Raw genomic sequence first — 17,462 nt, forward strand, 5'->3', positions numbered from 1 at the left:
GAGAATAGCTGTTTATTGAAAGAGAGGCTGAAGTTTTTGCGAAAATATAGAGTGCTATGGCTGGCTGTTTTCTTCAGCATTTTTTTGGCTGCATGCAATCAGGGCATTGAAGATCCGCTTCAATGGGAAATAGAAGAGTTTACTTTTACCAACCATAATAATGAAGAGTTCGCCTTGGCTGATCTGGAAGGCGAAGTTTGGCTCGCCGATTTTGTTTTCACCAATTGCACCACAGTCTGCCTGCCGATGATGGCAAACATGACAGACCTGCAGGCGCAATTAAAAGATGAAGGATTAGATGTCCAAATCGTATCCTTCAGCGTGGACCCGGCGTTGGATAAACCTGAAATCCTGAAATCCTATGCAGAAAACTACGGAGCCGATTTATCCAACTGGAACTTGCTGACGGGATACACACCTCAGGAAATTGATGATTTTGCCATGGACAATTTCCAGACTTTAGCCAGAAAACCTGAAAATGATGACCAAGTCATTCATGGCACCTCCTTCTACTTAGTCAACCAGGAAGGTGTCATCATGAAATCGTATGACGGATTAAATCCACCGGTTGAAGAGATTTTAGCGGATGCGGAAATCCTATTGACGGAGGAATAGAACATGAAACAGAAAAAATTTTGGACGGCTGTGCTCCTGCTTGCTGCCGTCGTATTGCTCGCCTTGTTTTTCATTCCAAGGGAAAACCTACCAGCACCGGAAAGCCGAGTGGTGCTGGAACATTCGTTCAGAACATATATCGCACCTTCCTGCTTTGAGCAGGCGGATGCCACCAACTTCCTGGAAGAATCGACACTGGGGGAAGCCCGGGAGCTCAATTATCCGCCTCATTCTTCCTGCACCGAACGAGCCTTTGAAGGGAATCAGGACAGCGTTTTTACCCGGCTGCTGAAAGAACTGGGCATTATGGAAAAAGAATCGACGGACTGGTAAGAAAAACGAAAGCCTGTGTGCCTCAGCTTTCAGAACTTTTGTACCGAAGACCCTGACAATAAATGAATGGAAACATGCCCTACGTTTTTAAAAGGCAATAAAAAACAAGCAGAGAAAAAAGTCTCTGCCTGCTTTTTTATTGCCTTTACTTAATTACTTTGACACAAACCGGAGCGGTAGTCTGGACAATATTCTCGACTGTACAGGGAGCACCTGAATCGACGACCTTCAAAACAACGAGCGTATGTGAATTTTCATTCGCCACTACCATCCAGACATTGCCGGGAATTAAAGCAAAATGCCTCGGACCTTCTCCACCTGATCCGGTCAACCCGATATTTTCTAATGTACCATTATCCTGAATGGCAAAAGACGCGATGCTGTCGTGCCCACGGTTTGAGGCATAGACAAAAAGACCATCGCTTGAAACAGCAATTTCTGCGCTGGTATTTTCTCCTGGATAACTGTCGGGTACTAAAGGCAGCAGCTGCAAAAATTCCAATCGCCCATCTTGGCTGACTTTGTAGACCATCAGCGTGGAATTAATTTCGTTTAATGAATAAACCAGAGGTTCCGTAGGATGAAAGCTTAAATGGCGCGGTCCGGCCCCCTCTTCTGTTTGTACTTTGTATTTGAGCGTCAATGCACCTGTATCAGCATCCAGCTTATAAGTACATATCGTATCCGTCCCCAAGTCTGATACCAGGAACAGATTTTTCCCTGGAAACTGTATGATGGAATGCGGATGGGCAGCATCTTGCCGTTCTGCATTCGCCCCGGATCCTACATGTTTTACTGAAGCCGCTAAATCTCCTATAGCCCCATTTGCACGGAGAGGATAGGAATTAACAGTGGCGCCTGAATAGGTAACAGCTAACAGCCATTGTCCGGTTTCATCGATAGTGACATGAGCTGGATGATCACCATTCGAAGATTGGCGATTGATTTCCACTATTTTTTTTGCAGCTGGATGAATCCAATAGCTGACAAGCTCTCCATTGCCTACCTCACTGGTGGCGACAAAGCTTGTTCCGTTCGGGTGGACAGCGATAAAAGAAGGGCGTTCAATGCCCGCTATACCCATTAGCTCTGTCAATTCTCCGGTAGTATTTTCAAATTCCCAAAGTTTGATGCCCGGTTCTTTTTCTGATGAATACGATCCTGTCAGCAGGTAGCTGGCTGTCATCAAATTCCTCCTCGATATCTAGTGCAAAGCAAACTTTTCGACTCTTGGCGTGACCATTGCCAAGAAGCAACTTCTTCGTTTAATTATAAAATTTTTAATTTCCGTGAATATCCGGGGCAGATGAGTTAAAGTAAGCTATGAAACCTGACCAGTCCATTATATGAGAAAGAAGGTTGTCCATGAGAAATTTCGGTTTATCCATCCGCGAAAAAAGCATTGTGTGCATCGGCTTTATGGGAGTCGGAAAAACAACCGTCGGAAAACTATTGGCCCAAAAACTTTACCGCAACTTCGTTGACATTGATGTGGAAATTGAGAAGGAATTTGCCATGCCGATTCCGAAAATATTTGAAGTCTATGGGGAGCAGGCCTTCCGCGCCAAAGAGAAGGAGTTGATTGTAAAATACAGCCAACAGCCACTGAACATCATTTCTGTTGGTGGCGGTGCCTTTCTGCAAAAAGAAATACAGGACATCTGCATGGCCGATTGCATCGTCCTGTTTCTTGATATTTCATGGGATTCGTGGAAAGACCGTATCCATATTCTCGTCGACAACCGCCCTTTGTTAAAAGGGCGTTCTCTAGAAGATATGAAAACGCTGTTTCTTGAACGGCAAACTATTTATTCGTTAAATCACTCCAAATTTCAAGTGGATAATTTCAAAGCAGAAGAAGCCGCTGATTATTTGGCCGACGCCTTGAAATTATCCTGGGAAATCCATGCGCCCCAGCCAAAATAAAAGTGGAAACCGCCATATTTAAATGGCGGTTTTTTTATCCGAAATAACCGCTTGCGCTTTTCTATTTTGTTCAGCTCCAGCGGCTAGACCCTCGAGGTCATAAGTCATCCCGGCTATGTGGCAAAAACCGCCACCTTGCCAGTTTGCCTTATGCTTGTCGGGTCTGGATAGCCGCTTGCGCTTTTCTATTTTCCAGCTCCAGCGGCTAGACCCTCGAGGTCATAAGTCATCCCGGCTATGTGGCAAAAACCGCCACCTTGCCAGTTTGCCTTATGCTTGTCGGGTCTGGATAGCCGCTTGCGCTTTTCTAGGAGTATTGCGCCTTTGCCAGTTCGAACAGTCCGGCTCTTTGCAAATAGTTTTCAGGCGCCAGGAAAGTGATGGTCACCACTCCAGGATGCCGTCCGATTTCGATTGACCCGGTTATGGTGGCCCGGTTCATGATTTCCGGCACGGTGACACTGAAAAGGTCAGCTGCCCGCTGCAGGCCATTTTCCGTCGCGTCATTGAGGGTTGGGCCCGTTCCGACAAAGGAGACCGGCAACGATTCTTCAAGTTTGTCTATCTTCCATTTTTCTGCAAGCCGGCGAGCCGTCTCCCGCTCTTTTTCTGTAAACGGTTTGGCGGTATATGGTAAATCCTCAACATTCGGCAGCAAAATTGGACCGGCGTTATTCAAACCTTTAACAACATGCACTTCCAAATGCACAATACCAGCAACGTCCGAAGTGTGTCCGGCAATTTCTCCATCTCCCTGCATCGCATGCATGTCCCCCAGATAAATACCACCCCCTGGTACTTTGACAGGACAAATTAATACCGCACCGGCACGGACGCGGCTGATATCCATATGGCCATCTGTCCGATGGGTTTCCAACTCTTCCTGTGTGCTCGCATACTCATGTGGGGCACCGACAAGAAACGAACCAAAATCTCCGGCATTGTGCGAATCAGGAGTCGGACGGGAAGGTGTTGTTCCCAGCTGCCCCAAAAATGGCCTCATACGCGCGATAGTTCCAACCAAATCATGCGGCGCAAATGTTACAATCGGATTTTGTACAGAGTTCTCAGGTGTTTTCATATAACCACGGCCATCTTCAGCAATCGTTTCGGCTGCTTCTTTTGACAAAGTGATTCCCACATCACCTTTTTCTCCGAAAAACATGGTATAGCCATTTGTGAAAACAAATGGCGTAACGTCCGCATCACAATTGGCACAGCGAATGGCTTCATTTCCAACGCCTTTGATGACCGTGTCCGGATACATCGTTCCACACCCCGGACATTTCACCGCAATAAAAGGATCTCCAAGAAAACGGCCTTCGACAGGGCTGTCATTCCCTGAGGAAGTGGCATGGGATGTCACTTCGACCGACTTGATCTTAATGACAATGCCGTCCCCCGGTTCTGCACCTTCGACATAAACCGGCTGTGTTACTTCATGGCCGCCGCGGATGCATGGCGTAATCATCGGTCCCCAGCATCCTGGGGCTGTGTGGGCAATGATATGGCCACCGTCTTTTATCGGCCCAAGCATTTCTTTTCCAGGATCCAAAACGCCATCGACATACCGGTTGACCAGTAAAGTCTCCACCGCTGTTTTCGTCTGAACTTTTTTCTCCACCTTTATCGCCTCCATCGTTTTTAATATTCAGTTATTTTAAATTATACGCTTTCAATCAGATGCTTTCAATTTCCAGCCTGTAAACTCTTTAAAATATGCATGAGAGCCTTTAAAGGCCTCATGCATATTTTAAAGAGTTCACTATAGATGAATGGCTGTTTGAATGAATAATTGGACCATTATGTAAAATGCGACAGCAAACTTCAAATTGAATTCGAGGCCATTCCGGATGCCACTCAATCCATTAACGCTGCTCAAAATAATAACCGGCATCACGAAAGGCGACAGAATGATGGAAATGACACTTCCTGAAGTCACGGCCAGCACTATCAGTTCCGGCGGATAAGGGAAAGGGATCGCTTCCAAAATCCCTGTCACCAAAACGATGACCGGCAACGGACCCAATCCAATAAACCCTAAGAAAATGACAATGAACGGAACCAGGAAAAGAACATTCAGCACAGGAATGATTCCGGTCAAATAGTTCATGCCACCAATCACATAGTTACCTACATTGGATTGATTTAATGCATAAATCAATAAACCTGCGGCAATTAAAATGCTGAACTGCTGTGCTTGCTTCGCAATTCCTGTCGAAAAATAATACCGGGTTTCCACAACAAAACTGGAAGGTTTTCTTTTGATTAAAAAATACAGCATGGTCCATACAAGGATCACTAATGGAATGGTCAGCAAATATTCCAATCCAGTCATTTCGTGCACAAAGAAAATGGTCCCAAACAGCGAAATGAACAAAAACACGAATTCTGCAACATCCTTATTCCATTTTCCTTGGTTCCGTGAGTTCTTCATGGCTTTATCGATTTCCTGTTTCAAAATATAGCTAAAGTCCACTCCGTATTTCTTTTCCTGGAAATAAGAAAAGATTACCGATAAAATCGTTCCCGCGAAAGCGAAAGCAAACCCAAGAGCCATCGATTTCCAAAGGGTCGCTTCCAGCGCCTCCACCGCAAAAATAAAGCTGGGGATGCTGATGACCCATAACGTAGATAGCCCAAAGCCACGCAGGATAGCCGTTCCTTTAAAATTTTCCCACGCCTCGTCTTTGTGATCTTTTAAAAATGTATCAATAAAGTGGTACATCATCGGCACGACTCCAAATAGAAGGAAATGGGAAATCACTTGGGTCATCGCCATGAGACCAAAGTAAAACTTCTGGCTCTTATTTAGAAAATTATGGGCGAAACTCATAATTTCTTCTATATAAGGCTCTTCTTTTAAAACCCAACTAATCATTGGCACGATTAGCAGCAAACCGATCAGGCTTCTCATTTGCTGTAATCCTTGTATTACATCGGCCTCGAACGAATTGCTCGTGAAAAATAATACAATCAACGCCATACCAACTAAAAACAATTGTAATTGAATTTTTTTAAAGGGCAGTAAAAACAAAGCCGACAACAAAATTAGAACACCCAAAATAGAAAGCATCTCAGTTAATGCGGTGTTCTTATAAAAGTAAGTGATAAAATGCAACAAGGCATATATCGAAACGGAAAAAATAAATCCTATAGCAGCTTTACGCTTCATTCCAGCCCCCCTTTAATCATGGTCATTATCTTTTTCCATTCTACACTTTTTTACCTCTTTATATTTTAAACTCTATGGCTTCCATTTGAATCCCAAATTGAATGGGGAATACCCTGCAAAGATTTCAACCAATACTTGAGATTTTTTGTTTTCAGTTAATCTGTGATATGCTCTGAGATAACAATGAATTATACAGCAACTTCCTCCGGAAAATAAACTGTATTTCATTGAGCAAGGCATTTCCCTTTTTTATCGGCTCGGCTTATCGATGACATGTTCTAACAGTATGGGAGGAATTAACCGTGGGTGTTACAAAAAGTTTTTTCATTGCGCTGTCCAAAAACCAGCCATTAAATAGTGCCGCTAAAAAGTGGGGCTTGAAGTTAGGCGCCGGAAAGATGGTCGCTGGTACTGATATCCAAAGTATGATGAAGTCCGTAAAGGAACTAAATGCCAACGGAATCAGTGCAACTATAGATAGTCTCGGTGAATTTGTCCACACCAAAGAAGAAGCGACAAAAGCCAAAGAGGCCATATTGAACACATTGGAAGCCATTCAGACTCATGGCGTGAATGCGCATATGTCCGTTAAATTAACGCAAATCGGTCTCGATGTCGATCCTGCCTTCTGTCTGAAGAACATCCAGGAAATTGTGGCAGCTGCTGCCACCTATGAAATTTTCATTAATTTAGATATGGAAGATTACGACCACCTGCAACAAACACTAGATATTCTCGAAGCCCTGCTCAAGGAATACGATAATGTCGGCACAGTTATCCAAGCCTATTTATACCGATCTGAGAAAGATGTGGAAAATCTAAAGAATGTTCGCCTCCGACTTGTAAAAGGTGCGTATAAAGAAAGCGCAGAAGTTTCCCTTCAGGAGAAAGAAGAAATCGATAAAAATTACCTTGAGCTGATCAAAATCCATCTTCAGTCTCCTGGCTACACGTCGATTGCGACGCACGACCATCACATTATCGAACAGGTAAAAGTATTTGTAAAAGAAAAAAACATTCCGCTGGATCGCTTTGAATTCCAGATGCTTTACGGTTTTCGTACAGAAATGCAAAAAGATCTGGCAAAAGAGGGCTTTGCCTTCACGACTTATGTACCTTTTGGCCAGGACTGGTATGCTTACTATATGAGAAGATTGGCTGAAAGACCTCAAAACATCAGTTTGGCATTAAGAAGTTTAATATCCAAATAAAGAGAAAGCACTTCCGATTTTTTCGGAAGTGCTTTCTTATGGTTATTGACTTCGTAGGCGCCACTCTGCTGGTCCGCCTTACGCCTGTCAGAGCTACATGGGCGCTTCCACTTTTATTTATGTCTAGCTCCAGCTGTGCGGCTGAAGAAACGCCGCTTCGCCGGAGCGTCTTATGCCCGTCGAATCTACACGGCTGCTTACGCTTTTCTTTGTCCAGTTCCAGCGCCCAGCTCTTTGGGTCATAAGCCAACCCAGCTGTGCGGCTGAAAACACGCCACTCTGCTGGGTTGGCTTATGCCCGGCAGAGCTACATGGGCGCTTCCACTTTTCTATCCTCAATCCAGGTTTCTTACTTGGATTGGCGGTAGGTCGCGCTGAAGATTTTTTCTGTGTCTTTCGTATTGTGCTGGCAGCATCAATGCTTCTCCCAGAGCTTCCGGAGATTCATCAATCGCAAATCCTGGTGGATCGGTAGCGATTTCAAATAGGATATCCCCATACTCACGGAAATAGATGGCGTTGAAGTAATTGCGGTCCTGGACCGGCGTTACGCCCAGTCCGTATGTCTCCACCTGCTCTTTCCAATCCAATTGATCGGCATCGTCCTGTGCACGCCACGCAATGTGATGGACAGTTCCAACACCCATCTGCCCTGTACCGACTGGAGACAATTTCACATCAATAATATTGCCTAGATCGCTCGCTGCACGGAAGCGCAAGAGGTCGTCTTCTTCTCCGACTTTCTCAAGGCCCATGACCATTTCCAATAACTCAGCGGTTTTTTCTGCATTGGCCGTGTATAAAGTGGCTCCGCCAAATCCTTTGATTGCAACCTCTTGCGTTACTTCACCGATTTCCCAGCTGTTCGCTTCGCCCTGCTGTCTTTCAACCAGTTCCACATGCAGCCCGTGCGGATCATCAAATGTTAAGTACTGCTCTTCAAAACGCTTTGCTTTCGAGAACGGAATCTTGAATTTTGCCAGTCTGTTTTCCCAGAAAGCCAAAGCTCCGGCAGGAACTGCATAGGTGGTGACGCCCACTTGGCCATCTCCGATTTTCCCTTTATAGGCATCTCCCCATGGAAAGAACGTAATGATGGTCCCCGGTTTTGCGGTTTCATCGCCAAAATACAAATGATAAGTTCCTGGATCATCAAAATTCACCGTTTTCTTTACTAAGCGCAAACCCAATACACCTGCGTAAAAATCAACATTCTCCTGTGGATCTCCTACAATTGAAGTAATATGGTGAATTCCCATCGACTCTTTCGTCATTGCGCAGCACTCCTTTGTCATTAAAACTATATGGGTATCTTACCATTGTATTATCTTGAATTAAAAATATTGATTCCAATTCCTCACCTGGACATTAAAACTTCATTCAGGCTTGTTGTCTTCATATTCTTCCAACTGTTCTTTCCGTTGTTTTTTAATTTCTTCCAAGCCTTCTTTATTGTCCTGTTTGTCCTTTTCAATTTCTTCTTTTATCTCCTGTTCTTCTGTTTTAGAGATATTTGAATTCTCCTGTTCTTCCTCTATCTGATCTTTTTGCTGCTCTTTAACTTCTTCTATTTTTTCCATATCCTCGTGATATTGTTCTTCCACTTCTGAGGTGGAAGGCAAGAAAGGATCATCATTGAAATCTGTTCTTCGGCCGTAGCGAAGCATTTCATATATAATCAGCCCGTTATTCGGCATTCCGTTAGCTGTTTTCATCGGCACGATATCGAACACTACATAATAAAATGCATAAAAGACAAAACGATTCCAAAACGTCGCGTATTCTTCCAGCATGCCATTCGCCACTAAGGCATTTATGATAAAGGCCACCACTATATTCACTAAAATCGGTCCAGCATAAAGCGATATATATGCAACTTTACCTTCTCTTTTCAATGAATCGTACGAAAACCAACTGTATAAATGATAGTACCTACGTATATCAAACATCCCTATTTTGACAATTCTTGGCCCTGAGCCTATCGTCATCCGAGGATTTTTTACTCCCAATATTAAACCCATCACTAAATAACCCGATTCCCTCAAAAAGACGACTACCGGCAAAATAATGAATGCGGAAATTATCAATGCTATTAGATCAGCTAATCCAAACATCCGCTCACTCCCTTCGAAAGCTCAAAAAAGCTCTACCTCTTAAAGTACCCACTTTATATTTCATTCCCGCTTACGCACTGTTACAAATATATTTCATTTTGATAACCTTAATCCATTGGTCACAATCTTTATTCATGTTAGCATTGCTATTATATAGAAAAGTTGCATTAATTGTCTTAAAAGTAAAGAATTCCAGATGCATACTGGGCCTCAAATGAGCGGAGCAATATCTGGCATGTTTGCTCTTCAGCTCTATTTATATAATGCCGGGGAAATTCACTATAAAGGATGGTTACTGTGGGAGCTCAAACTAAACGCTGGATTCAAAAAACATGGATCGTTCCTTTTTCCTTGATCACCCTTTTATTTATTACAGTCGTTTTTGAGGAAATAAACTCTTCTCCCGACGCTTCAGCATCTATACAAATCTCGGGTTCCGCTGCTTTCAGTCCACCGCCTGATATCAACGAAATCAATGAGCGGGTCAGAATTGTTAAAAACTTAGCGTACAGTGATTCAAAAAATAGCTTTTTGGATATTTATCATCCTAAGGACGCAGCCGCTCCCATGCCGGTCATTTTATGGATTCATGGAGGAGGCTATATTGGGGGATCCAAAGACAGCCGCCAGGATTACGCAATGGCTTTGGCGGATTCCGGCTATGTAGTGGCAAATATTGATTACGCCCTCGCTCCAGAGTCTCTTTATCCAGGTCCCGTGCTGCAGGCCAATCAGGCACTCGCTTATATGCAGCTGCATGCTGCTGAATACGGCGGCGACATGGAACGGGTCTTTATAGGAGGCGATTCTGCAGGTGCACAAATTGCCAGTCAGGTTGCCGCTCTTGTTTCAAATGTGAAGCTTGCCGAAACCATGGCGATTCAGCCCGCTATCGCCAATAGCCAGCTTCAAGGAGCATTGTTATTAAGCGGGTTGTATAACCTGGATACAGTCCGCGCCACCGCTTTTCCAAACATCGGTCAGTTTCTTACAGCATATACAGGTGCTGAGCCTTTCGAATCATTTCCAAAAATCGATGAGCTTTCCACCGTCCAGCACATCAGCCCGGACTTTCCGCCTGTTTTCATAACTGCCGGCGATGCCGATCCGTTCGTTTCCCAGTCTGCTGAACTGGTCGAACTTCTGCACTCCAACGAAGTACAGGTCAGCTCAGTGTTTTTTAAAGGTACTCAGAAAAACCTGAAGCATGAATATCAATATGATTTGAGCACAGAAGATGCACGGAGCACTCTTGAAAAAACCCGCCAATTTCTTTTCGTCCACAGCAAATAAAAAACGAGCAATCCGCTGCGAAGCGGTTTGCTCGTTTTTATTTTCATCCCTGATTTACTGTGCTTTCTTGTACAACAGGAGCAGCTGCACGCTGTCTCTTTTTGGAAGGAAGCATATTGAAAAGTATATTCAGGACGATGGCCGTAACGCTTCCCGCTACGATGCCATTGCTCGTCAAAATTTGAATGCTCGAAGGCAGTTGAACAAACAACTCAGGAACTACAGTAACCCCAAGTCCGATTCCGACAGCACACGCGATAATCATGGAATTTTCTTGAGAGTCGGTAATAATCGTACTGAGCATTTTAATGCCCTGTGCAATGACCATACCGAACATCGCAATCATGGCTCCACCCAAGACAGATGGCGGGATAATCGTGGTCACAGCTGCAATCTTAGGAACAAACCCAAGAGTGATCAGCATGATGCCAGCAATCAAGATAATTTTACGTGATTTGACGCCGGACATTTGAATCAGTCCTACGTTTTGTGAAAATGCAGTATAAGGGAAGGAGTTAAATATTCCCCCCAATACAATGGCTAACCCTTCAGCCCGGTATCCTTTTGCCAAGTCTTTCTCGGCAATTTTCTTTTTCGTGATGTCACCAAGTGCAAAGTAAACACCTGTCGATTCCACCAAGGACACCATCGCCACCAAGATCATCGTCAGAATGGCAGGCCACTCAAAAGTCGGGGTGCCAAAGTAAAAAGGTTCAATCATATGAAAGTATGAGGCATCGGCAATGGGTGAAAAATCTACTTTTCCATAAAAAGCGGCAACGATTGTTCCAACAACCAACCCTACTAAAATGGAAATGGCTCTCAGAAAGCCTGTTGAAAATCGATACATGAGGACGATGAACAAAAGAGTACCAAAAGACAATCCGATATTGACGAGTGAACCAAAATCACTGGCTCCCTGCCCGCCTCCCATATTGTTAATGGCTACCGGGATTAACGTGATTCCGATGATGGTAACTACTGTTCCCGTAACAACTGGAGGGAAAAACCGAACCAAACTGCCAAAAAAACCACTAATTAATATAACAAATACACCTGAAACAAGAATTGCCCCATAAATAGCGGAAATCCCGTATTGCCCACCAATGGCAATCATGGGTCCGACGGCCGTAAACGTACAGCCAAGAACAACCGGAAGGCCGATGCCAAAGAATCGGTTGCTGACAATTTGAAGAATGGTGGCCACACCGCAAAGGAGAATATCAATCGCAACGAGGTAGGTCAACTGTTCAGCTGTCAGCCCAAGAGCCTCTCCGACAATAAGCGGTACTAACACTGCTCCTGCATACATAGCCAAGACATGCTGAAACCCTAAGGCTGTTTCGCCCAATGCTTTTTTCATTGGCTTTCCGCCTCCTCAAAAAATGTCACTTCCCCATTTTTTAAAGAAGAAATATTAGCCAGCGTTTCTACACGGATGCCCTGTTCACGAAGCAAACTGCCCCCTGGCTGAAAGCCTTTTTCGATAACAATGCCAATTCCAGCCAAGGTTGCGCCAGCTTGTTCAACAATGTCCAGTAAACCAAGTGCTGCTTGGCCATTGGCAAGAAAATCATCCATGACCAGCACAATATCGTCTTTTTGGATAAAATCTTTCGATACAGAAATCTCGTTAGTTTCATTTTTTGTATACGAGTGAACACTTGCTGTGTATAACTGATCCACCAATGTCAGTGATTTTCGCTTTCTTGCAAAAACCGCCGGCACACCTAAAACCAACCCCGTCATCATTGCCGGTGCAATTCCCGAAGATTCTAAAGTTAAAATTTTTGTGATGCCATCTTCCTTAAAGCGCAAAGCAAACTCTTCCCCAATCGCCTGCATTAACGGAGGATCAATTTGATGATTTAAAAATGAATCCACTTTCAATGCCGATTCCGACAAGACTTTGCCGTCTGATAGAATTTTTTCCTGTAATTTCTTCATGCTGTCAGCTCCTCTTCTGTCACGGCTGAAGGCATAAAAAAAAAGCCCACAGAACGTGCATCCATCCATACCATGAGTGGAGCAATGTCCTTCGAGCTTGAATTCGAAAGGAAACAAAAAGAAAAGACGCCTAAAAAGGCGCAATCCATCTGCTTCGTTGCTTCTCATAGTCAGTCTGTTTACGGCAAACCGGTAGAAACTTGCGGACCATATCCCCGCGATTATATGAGTAGATTGTATTTGAATGGTCTTATTATAGCACGCTGCTTTCGCTTTTTAACAGAGCCTTAATTTAAAAAAGTATTCCCTTTATTCTGACATAATTTCCATTTCCTCACCTTGTTCTTTCCATAAATGCTTACCTAGCTCTGCACGAATGCCTTCCGGAATTTTTTCGGATTTCCGGCTATCCAGATTGTAATTTACATAAATAGCAACATTCCGGGCGCAAAGATTGCCATTCTGGCGCAACTCTTCATACAACTCCAGACTGCTGCCGCCAATTTTCTTGACCCAGACGTTCACTTCAACATCCTGGCCATAGTAAAGCTGCCCTGTAAATTCCAAAGTGGTCTTAACGATGACCATTTTCCAGTTCGCAAAATCATGATCCGGTGTAAACAGGTCGAACACAGGTTTTCGGCCTGCCTCAAACCATACCGGTAAGGTCGTATTATTGATGTGTCCGACTGCATCCGTTTCGGAAACTCTTGGTGTCAATATCGTTTTATACATCTGCTTCCTCCTAGTTTAGCGAAACTCTTTCTCTCGCTGATAATTGCCTGACCCTTAGAAAATCACCAAAAAAAGATGGTACCGACCCGGCATCCATCTTCCCCCGCTTAATTGTTGATGTACTTTTCAAATACATCGCCAAAGTCTTTAATATGGTATTGATTGCGGACAGAAGTCATCCAGGTAAAACCGAAATCGGTCAGTTTCGAGTATTGATCATCCAATGCCACATCGCTGGACCTCGAATTCTGCAGAACGGTAACCGCCTTCTCCAGACTGTCATTGGCTATTTTCATCATGATTGCATTCTCATGGCTATTTTCAGCAATTCTCAGGAGTGACTTGTATAGGTCTTTCAAGCGATTCGCCTGCTGTTTTTGAACATCGATTTTAAAAGGAATTGTTCCTGCGGTAAAGGCGATTTCTATATCCAGGTCAATTCGACCGGCAGTTTCGAGAACAACACCTGAAATCGTATGCTGAGCATACGGATAGCGTCTTAGCGTCCGTTTAGAGGACATCGCACTATCTCCATCAACGTGAATGACGGCAAGGTTAGTGAAGCAGTATTCGTCCGATTTTGTTTTAATTAGAAAATAGATTTTTTCTCCGTCTTCGTACATGACGTAATCATCAGAATCCGTTTTGTCAAAATCCTGCGGATCAATTATTTTTCCTATATCCGATAAGCCAAGAGCTTCTGAAGCCATTTTTTTAAACATCTCGCCAATTCTCCTTTACCTATAAAGTAGTGGTTTGATTAGTTTTATTTTATCAAAGCGAAATTTATTTCTTGTATCACCCATACAACCCAGCTCGGTACTTATTTAGCACGCTCATCAGTGGTTCTATCCACTTTATAAGTGAATTCGACCTCTACTTCCTTAGCGGCAGAAATGCGCACACGGAACTCCAGTTCATTTGACTGCTTTAGTTCGTAATCATGGCTAGACGATTCCATCTGCCAGATCCGTTCGTGAATTTGATGGTTAACTTCGATTCGCACGTACTCTGATTTCCGGTTTTGTAGTTTGTATACATAAGTCACATAGTCAAAATTCCCATATCTCTCACGCTTTTTCTCCCAGCTTTCGCTGACAATATCAAACGCCTCTCCTATGGCCACAGAAACTTCCTGCTGTGCCCCAACATGGCGGATGGCACTCTCTCCGACAAACTCCATTTCACCATCCAGGTCCTGCTCATACACCTTGAAAATCCCTTTAGGTAATGGGATTCCCAGCTTGTTGGCTGTAGTATTGTCAAATTCCACTATAACCTTGGCATGCTGACTGCCCGACTCCACTTTATACAGCTTCCGGAAAGCCACGTCCTGTGCCTTCTGGAAACTGATCTGTTTTGTCTGCCCGTGCAGCAAGTTCACTGGACGCTCGAGGCTGTAAGCATGGTGATCAGCGAAGCTATGCTCTTGGAAAGAAGACTCGGACTCCTCTGATTTGGCAAATAGCCTGGCTTGGAGGTGCAATGGATGAGTATCTGCATAGCGGATCACCTTACCGGAAGCCAGCTTGAGCCGGCTGTCAAAAAAACTCATGCCGCTGTTGTTGGACAGCTGGACCCAGCCAGAAAGCGTTAGCTGGGAGCCGCGAATTTCTGCGACATAACTTGCCTGCCATTCCAACCCCCGGGTCAAATAAGAAACTTTCGCTTCTTGATCCGTTTCAATGGAGGCTGTTTTCCATATCAAAGCCGGTTTCATCAATAATCCTTCCGGCAACGAAGGAAGAATCAGCTCGCCGATCGGATCAATGACCACTTCTTTTGTATCGACACGTTCACCGATGATGCTTCCGGAAACACTGAGCAAGCGGATCTGCATCTCTTCATCAAGTTCTGCATTTCTCACAGTGATAACATCATCAATATACTTCTCCAAGAGCTTTTCTTTACTGATTAAGTCATAATCATAACTTTGTTCCAGTACGTGGATTCCGTCGATCAAGACGGATTCCGCTTCGATCCCTGAAGCGACATCCATGAATTGGATTTCAGTCACTTCTTTGTTTCCTGGAATCATTCGCGTCTCTTTGACCAGTCCGAAACCATCGTTGTAGACCGTCAAACTTGAAGCTGTCTGTTGCTGGTGCGTTGATTGGAATTTCATCCGGATCTCTCCTTTTTCAAGACTTGATCTGACTGTTGACCTAAGCGAAAATAAGGTAGTTTTCATATCTGCTGCATCAACTGAAACGAAACAATCGAACCAGTTAAGCTCAGCCGATCAACCGGTTAAAATACTGTTTCAAATAAGCAATGGTGTCCAGGCGGCATTCTTCTGATAAAGGAGACTTTTTCGGATGCACTAAATCCCCATATAGCAAGTCCCCTAAAAACCTCAGTTCTTCCCGATGCCGTTGGTTTTTCTCATGATCGTAAACTTCAACTTTTATGTAAATCGCCGTTCCTTCTTCAATAAAATCCATGACTGTAATTTGGCATTTCATGTTCATTCCCACCATTTCTCTTTTTTGTTACCGTGATTTTTCCAAATGTACCATAAGATTTTTCCAGGTTTTCCGCTCTTCGCTGTTCGGGTCATGGACGAGCACATTCTCTCGGTTGAATATCATGACTGGCCGATGTTCGAGATTATACACCCGCCACTCAGGGAGCTTCGGTGTATTCGGATTGCCGCTTCGGGCAAAGCGAATCCAGGAATGGTGCATTTCTTCCGCCAATTTTTTTCGTTCTTCCAGGATTCCCGTTAATTTTTCAGTACCCGCTTTTGAAAGGGTATTCCAAACGAACGGGAGTTCCAAGCCATGGCAGGCTTTTAGTTCACCATCAAAAACAGGAGTCTCCCAGTCGAATCTGTATATCCATACCGGCGCACCCTGTGTTACCTGCAACTCTGCAAGTTTCAAAGCAGGAAATGTAAACAGGCTCATCGTCATCAGTTTATCGTAGATGCTCTGATTTAGCTCCTCCCCGTCGATCAGGGATTGAGAAATGCCCAGCCACTTAAGGCCAAACGCATGTTCAAAGATGGAGGAGATTTCATCCTTATCGCCTCGCTTCCAACGGGGATCAAAAAAGCTGAAGAGCCGATATTCATCTTTGTTTGTACCAATCAGTACCGGAATCTCTTTGGCAGCCCCTTCGGCTATCGCTTGCTCCGGGTGCACAGGGAGCAAGTCGCCCTCCACTACAGGAACGAGGCTCATTGCCGGAAATAGAGCTGCTGTATCGACTAATTGCTGGGCGGGAATCTGCCTGATTTTGTCCACTTCACCATGTCCGATTTTCAACGCAGCCAAAAGACGGCTGCTGACTTTTTCCGCAATGGTTGAACTGAGTAAATTGGCCGCTGCACCGCTTTGCATAATTGCTTGATGGAACAGCCCTTTCGCTTTTGGAACGGCCAGCAGGACACCGATGCTCATGGCCCCGGCAGATTCGCCGAAAATCGTTACACGCTCCGGATCACCACCAAATTCCCCAATATTGTCCTGCACCCATTGAAGAGCTGCAATCTGATCCAGAATACCGCAATTGCAGGATCCTGAAAAATCATCGCCCCCAACGTCTCCCAGATGCAAAAAACCAAGAGCTCCTAAACGGTAATTGAATGTCACGACGACAACATCCCCTTCCGTTGCAAAAGAACGGCCATCATAGGCCTGGCTGGAACCTGAACCAGTGGTAAAAGCACCGCCATGAATCCATACCATAACTGGACGGCGTCTGCTGTCAGCAGCCGGCGACCAGACATTCAGATAAAGACAATCTTCACTGGTATTATCTGTTTGATTGCCTAAAAACTCCATGATCCCATTGGAGGCCTGCATAGCGGAAGGACCAAATAAAACAGCCTCACGCACCTCAGTCCATGGCTCCGGAGGCTGTGGTGCACGAAAACGCAGATCGTCAATAGGCGGTTTGGCGTAAGGAATGCCTTTCCAGACAGTGACATTGCCCTGCTGCTGGCCTCTCAACTTTCCGTATACACTTTCAACAATGGTTACTGTCATAGCTTTCTCCCCTTACTGCTGATGCTTTGCACCCTATATTCTACCATTCATCCTTATAAATAGCCTTTTTTATCTGATTATTTAGTTTAATTACAAACATCATATCACTTGTCCTATTCCG

The 17,462-nt window shown here is 44.4% G+C and carries 17 protein-coding genes and 1 riboswitch; of the genes, 5 read left to right on the forward strand and 12 right to left on the reverse strand.

Features of this window, described 5'->3' with window-relative positions; genetic code table 11:
• Nucleotides 1–36: 36 nt before the first annotated feature.
• Together J7I83_RS08755 and J7I83_RS08760 are read left to right on the forward strand one after the other, a co-directional pair.
• Nucleotides 37–615 (forward strand): SCO family protein, encoded by a 579-nt coding sequence (locus J7I83_RS08755; protein ID WP_251047540.1) that lies wholly within the window; start codon nucleotides 37–39, stop codon nucleotides 613–615.
• Nucleotides 616–618: 3 nt separating this feature from the next.
• Nucleotides 619–948, forward strand: coding sequence for a hypothetical protein (locus J7I83_RS08760; RefSeq protein WP_215100315.1), 330 nt, complete (start codon nucleotides 619–621; stop codon nucleotides 946–948).
• Nucleotides 949–1,093: 145 nt separating this feature from the next.
• Here J7I83_RS08760 and J7I83_RS08765 read toward each other — a convergent pair whose 3' ends face one another.
• Nucleotides 1,094–2,134, reverse strand: coding sequence for a lactonase family protein (locus J7I83_RS08765; RefSeq protein WP_215100316.1), 1,041 nt, complete (start codon nucleotides 2,132–2,134; stop codon nucleotides 1,094–1,096).
• Between the two features lie 179 nt (nucleotides 2,135–2,313).
• Between J7I83_RS08765 and J7I83_RS08770 the strand changes: the two genes are divergently transcribed.
• Complete coding sequence (locus J7I83_RS08770) at nucleotides 2,314–2,874, forward strand: shikimate kinase (RefSeq protein WP_215100317.1); 561 nt, start codon at nucleotides 2,314–2,316, stop codon at nucleotides 2,872–2,874.
• 307 nt (nucleotides 2,875–3,181) lie between these two features.
• On the opposite strand, the gene J7I83_RS08775 is transcribed toward J7I83_RS08770, so the two are convergent.
• Both J7I83_RS08775 and J7I83_RS08780 read right to left on the reverse strand, forming a co-directional pair.
• Nucleotides 3,182–4,498, reverse strand: a complete 1,317-nt coding sequence (locus J7I83_RS08775) for an acetamidase/formamidase family protein (protein WP_353048247.1) — start codon at nucleotides 4,496–4,498, stop codon at nucleotides 3,182–3,184.
• A gap of 141 nt (nucleotides 4,499–4,639) precedes the next feature.
• Nucleotides 4,640–6,049 carry a hypothetical protein gene (locus tag J7I83_RS08780; protein WP_215100319.1) on the reverse strand — a complete coding sequence of 470 codons (1,410 nt, stop codon included), beginning with the start codon at nucleotides 6,047–6,049 and terminating at the stop codon, nucleotides 4,640–4,642.
• 302 nt (nucleotides 6,050–6,351) lie between these two features.
• Here J7I83_RS08780 and J7I83_RS08785 point away from each other — a divergent pair, with 302 nt between their 5' ends.
• The gene (locus J7I83_RS08785; RefSeq protein ID WP_215100320.1) at nucleotides 6,352–7,260 is read left to right on the forward strand and encodes a proline dehydrogenase family protein; all 909 of its coding nucleotides are present in this window, start codon (nucleotides 6,352–6,354) and stop codon (nucleotides 7,258–7,260) included.
• Nucleotides 7,261–7,595: 335 nt separating this feature from the next.
• On the opposite strand, the gene J7I83_RS08790 is transcribed toward J7I83_RS08785, so the two are convergent.
• Both J7I83_RS08790 and J7I83_RS08795 read right to left on the reverse strand, forming a co-directional pair.
• On the reverse strand, nucleotides 7,596–8,534 hold the full coding sequence (locus J7I83_RS08790; RefSeq protein WP_215100321.1) for a ring-cleaving dioxygenase: 939 nt from the start codon (nucleotides 8,532–8,534) through the stop codon (nucleotides 7,596–7,598).
• Between the two features lie 102 nt (nucleotides 8,535–8,636).
• On the reverse strand, nucleotides 8,637–9,374 hold the full coding sequence (locus tag J7I83_RS08795; protein ID WP_215100322.1) for a hypothetical protein: 738 nt from the start codon (nucleotides 9,372–9,374) through the stop codon (nucleotides 8,637–8,639).
• 288 nt (nucleotides 9,375–9,662) lie between these two features.
• Between J7I83_RS08795 and J7I83_RS08800 the strand changes: the two genes are divergently transcribed.
• On the forward strand, nucleotides 9,663–10,667 hold the full coding sequence (locus J7I83_RS08800; protein WP_251047541.1) for an alpha/beta hydrolase: 1,005 nt from the start codon (nucleotides 9,663–9,665) through the stop codon (nucleotides 10,665–10,667).
• A 43-nt stretch (nucleotides 10,668–10,710) separates the two neighbouring features.
• Here J7I83_RS08800 and J7I83_RS08805 read toward each other — a convergent pair whose 3' ends face one another.
• The 7 genes from J7I83_RS08805 to J7I83_RS08835 form a co-directional block, all read right to left on the reverse strand.
• Entirely contained in the window at nucleotides 10,711–12,030 is a 1,320-nt protein-coding gene (locus tag J7I83_RS08805) for a nucleobase:cation symporter-2 family protein (RefSeq protein ID WP_215100324.1), read from the reverse strand.
• Complete coding sequence (locus J7I83_RS08810) at nucleotides 12,027–12,614, reverse strand: xanthine phosphoribosyltransferase (RefSeq protein WP_215100325.1); 588 nt, start codon at nucleotides 12,612–12,614, stop codon at nucleotides 12,027–12,029. The genes J7I83_RS08805 and J7I83_RS08810 overlap by 4 nt, the downstream gene beginning before the upstream one ends.
• Before the next feature lie 147 nt (nucleotides 12,615–12,761).
• Nucleotides 12,762–12,863, reverse strand: a riboswitch (purine riboswitch).
• A 60-nt stretch (nucleotides 12,864–12,923) separates the two neighbouring features.
• On the reverse strand, nucleotides 12,924–13,349 hold the full coding sequence (locus J7I83_RS08815) for an acyl-CoA thioesterase (RefSeq protein WP_215100326.1): 426 nt from the start codon (nucleotides 13,347–13,349) through the stop codon (nucleotides 12,924–12,926).
• 107 nt (nucleotides 13,350–13,456) lie between these two features.
• Nucleotides 13,457–14,071 carry a PH domain-containing protein gene (locus J7I83_RS08820; protein WP_215100327.1) on the reverse strand — a complete coding sequence of 205 codons (615 nt, stop codon included), beginning with the start codon at nucleotides 14,069–14,071 and terminating at the stop codon, nucleotides 13,457–13,459.
• Between the two features lie 101 nt (nucleotides 14,072–14,172).
• Nucleotides 14,173–15,474, reverse strand: coding sequence for a DUF4139 domain-containing protein (locus tag J7I83_RS08825; RefSeq protein WP_215100328.1), 1,302 nt, complete (start codon nucleotides 15,472–15,474; stop codon nucleotides 14,173–14,175).
• A gap of 109 nt (nucleotides 15,475–15,583) precedes the next feature.
• Entirely contained in the window at nucleotides 15,584–15,820 is a 237-nt protein-coding gene (locus tag J7I83_RS08830) for a hypothetical protein (RefSeq protein ID WP_251047542.1), read from the reverse strand.
• A gap of 21 nt (nucleotides 15,821–15,841) precedes the next feature.
• Nucleotides 15,842–17,341: a carboxylesterase/lipase family protein gene (locus J7I83_RS08835; protein ID WP_215100329.1), complete on the reverse strand. Its 1,500-nt coding sequence runs from the start codon at nucleotides 17,339–17,341 to the stop codon at nucleotides 15,842–15,844.
• Nucleotides 17,342–17,462 lie beyond the last annotated feature (121 nt).

Origin of the sequence: Planococcus sp. ISL-110 (assembly GCF_018613575.1) — a bacterium.
Lineage (GTDB): Bacteria > Bacillota > Bacilli > Bacillales_A > Planococcaceae > Planococcus.

What these genes read in the sequence shown, in the direction of transcription:
- J7I83_RS08760 (WP_215100315.1), top strand. Translation starts at nt 619, where the DNA reads ATGAAACAGAAAAAATTTTGGACGGCTGTGCTCCTGCTTGCTGCCGTC.
- J7I83_RS08765 (WP_215100316.1), bottom strand. Translation starts at nt 2,134, where the DNA reads ATGACAGCCAGCTACCTGCTGACAGGATCGTATTCATCAGAAAAAGAA.
- J7I83_RS08770 (WP_215100317.1), top strand. Translation starts at nt 2,314, where the DNA reads ATGAGAAATTTCGGTTTATCCATCCGCGAAAAAAGCATTGTGTGCATC.
- J7I83_RS08780 (WP_215100319.1), bottom strand. Translation starts at nt 6,049, where the DNA reads ATGAAGCGTAAAGCTGCTATAGGATTTATTTTTTCCGTTTCGATATAT.
- J7I83_RS08790 (WP_215100321.1), bottom strand. Translation starts at nt 8,534, where the DNA reads ATGACGAAAGAGTCGATGGGAATTCACCATATTACTTCAATTGTAGGA.
- J7I83_RS08795 (WP_215100322.1), bottom strand. Translation starts at nt 9,374, where the DNA reads ATGTTTGGATTAGCTGATCTAATAGCATTGATAATTTCCGCATTCATT.
- J7I83_RS08800 (WP_251047541.1), top strand. Translation starts at nt 9,663, where the DNA reads ATGGTTACTGTGGGAGCTCAAACTAAACGCTGGATTCAAAAAACATGG.
- J7I83_RS08805 (WP_215100324.1), bottom strand. Translation starts at nt 12,030, where the DNA reads ATGAAAAAAGCATTGGGCGAAACAGCCTTAGGGTTTCAGCATGTCTTG.
- J7I83_RS08810 (WP_215100325.1), bottom strand. Translation starts at nt 12,614, where the DNA reads ATGAAGAAATTACAGGAAAAAATTCTATCAGACGGCAAAGTCTTGTCG.
- J7I83_RS08815 (WP_215100326.1), bottom strand. Translation starts at nt 13,349, where the DNA reads ATGTATAAAACGATATTGACACCAAGAGTTTCCGAAACGGATGCAGTC.
- J7I83_RS08820 (WP_215100327.1), bottom strand. Translation starts at nt 14,071, where the DNA reads ATGTTTAAAAAAATGGCTTCAGAAGCTCTTGGCTTATCGGATATAGGA.
- J7I83_RS08825 (WP_215100328.1), bottom strand. Translation starts at nt 15,474, where the DNA reads ATGAAATTCCAATCAACGCACCAGCAACAGACAGCTTCAAGTTTGACG.
- J7I83_RS08830 (WP_251047542.1), bottom strand. Translation starts at nt 15,820, where the DNA reads ATGAACATGAAATGCCAAATTACAGTCATGGATTTTATTGAAGAAGGA.
- J7I83_RS08835 (WP_215100329.1), bottom strand. Translation starts at nt 17,341, where the DNA reads ATGACAGTAACCATTGTTGAAAGTGTATACGGAAAGTTGAGAGGCCAG.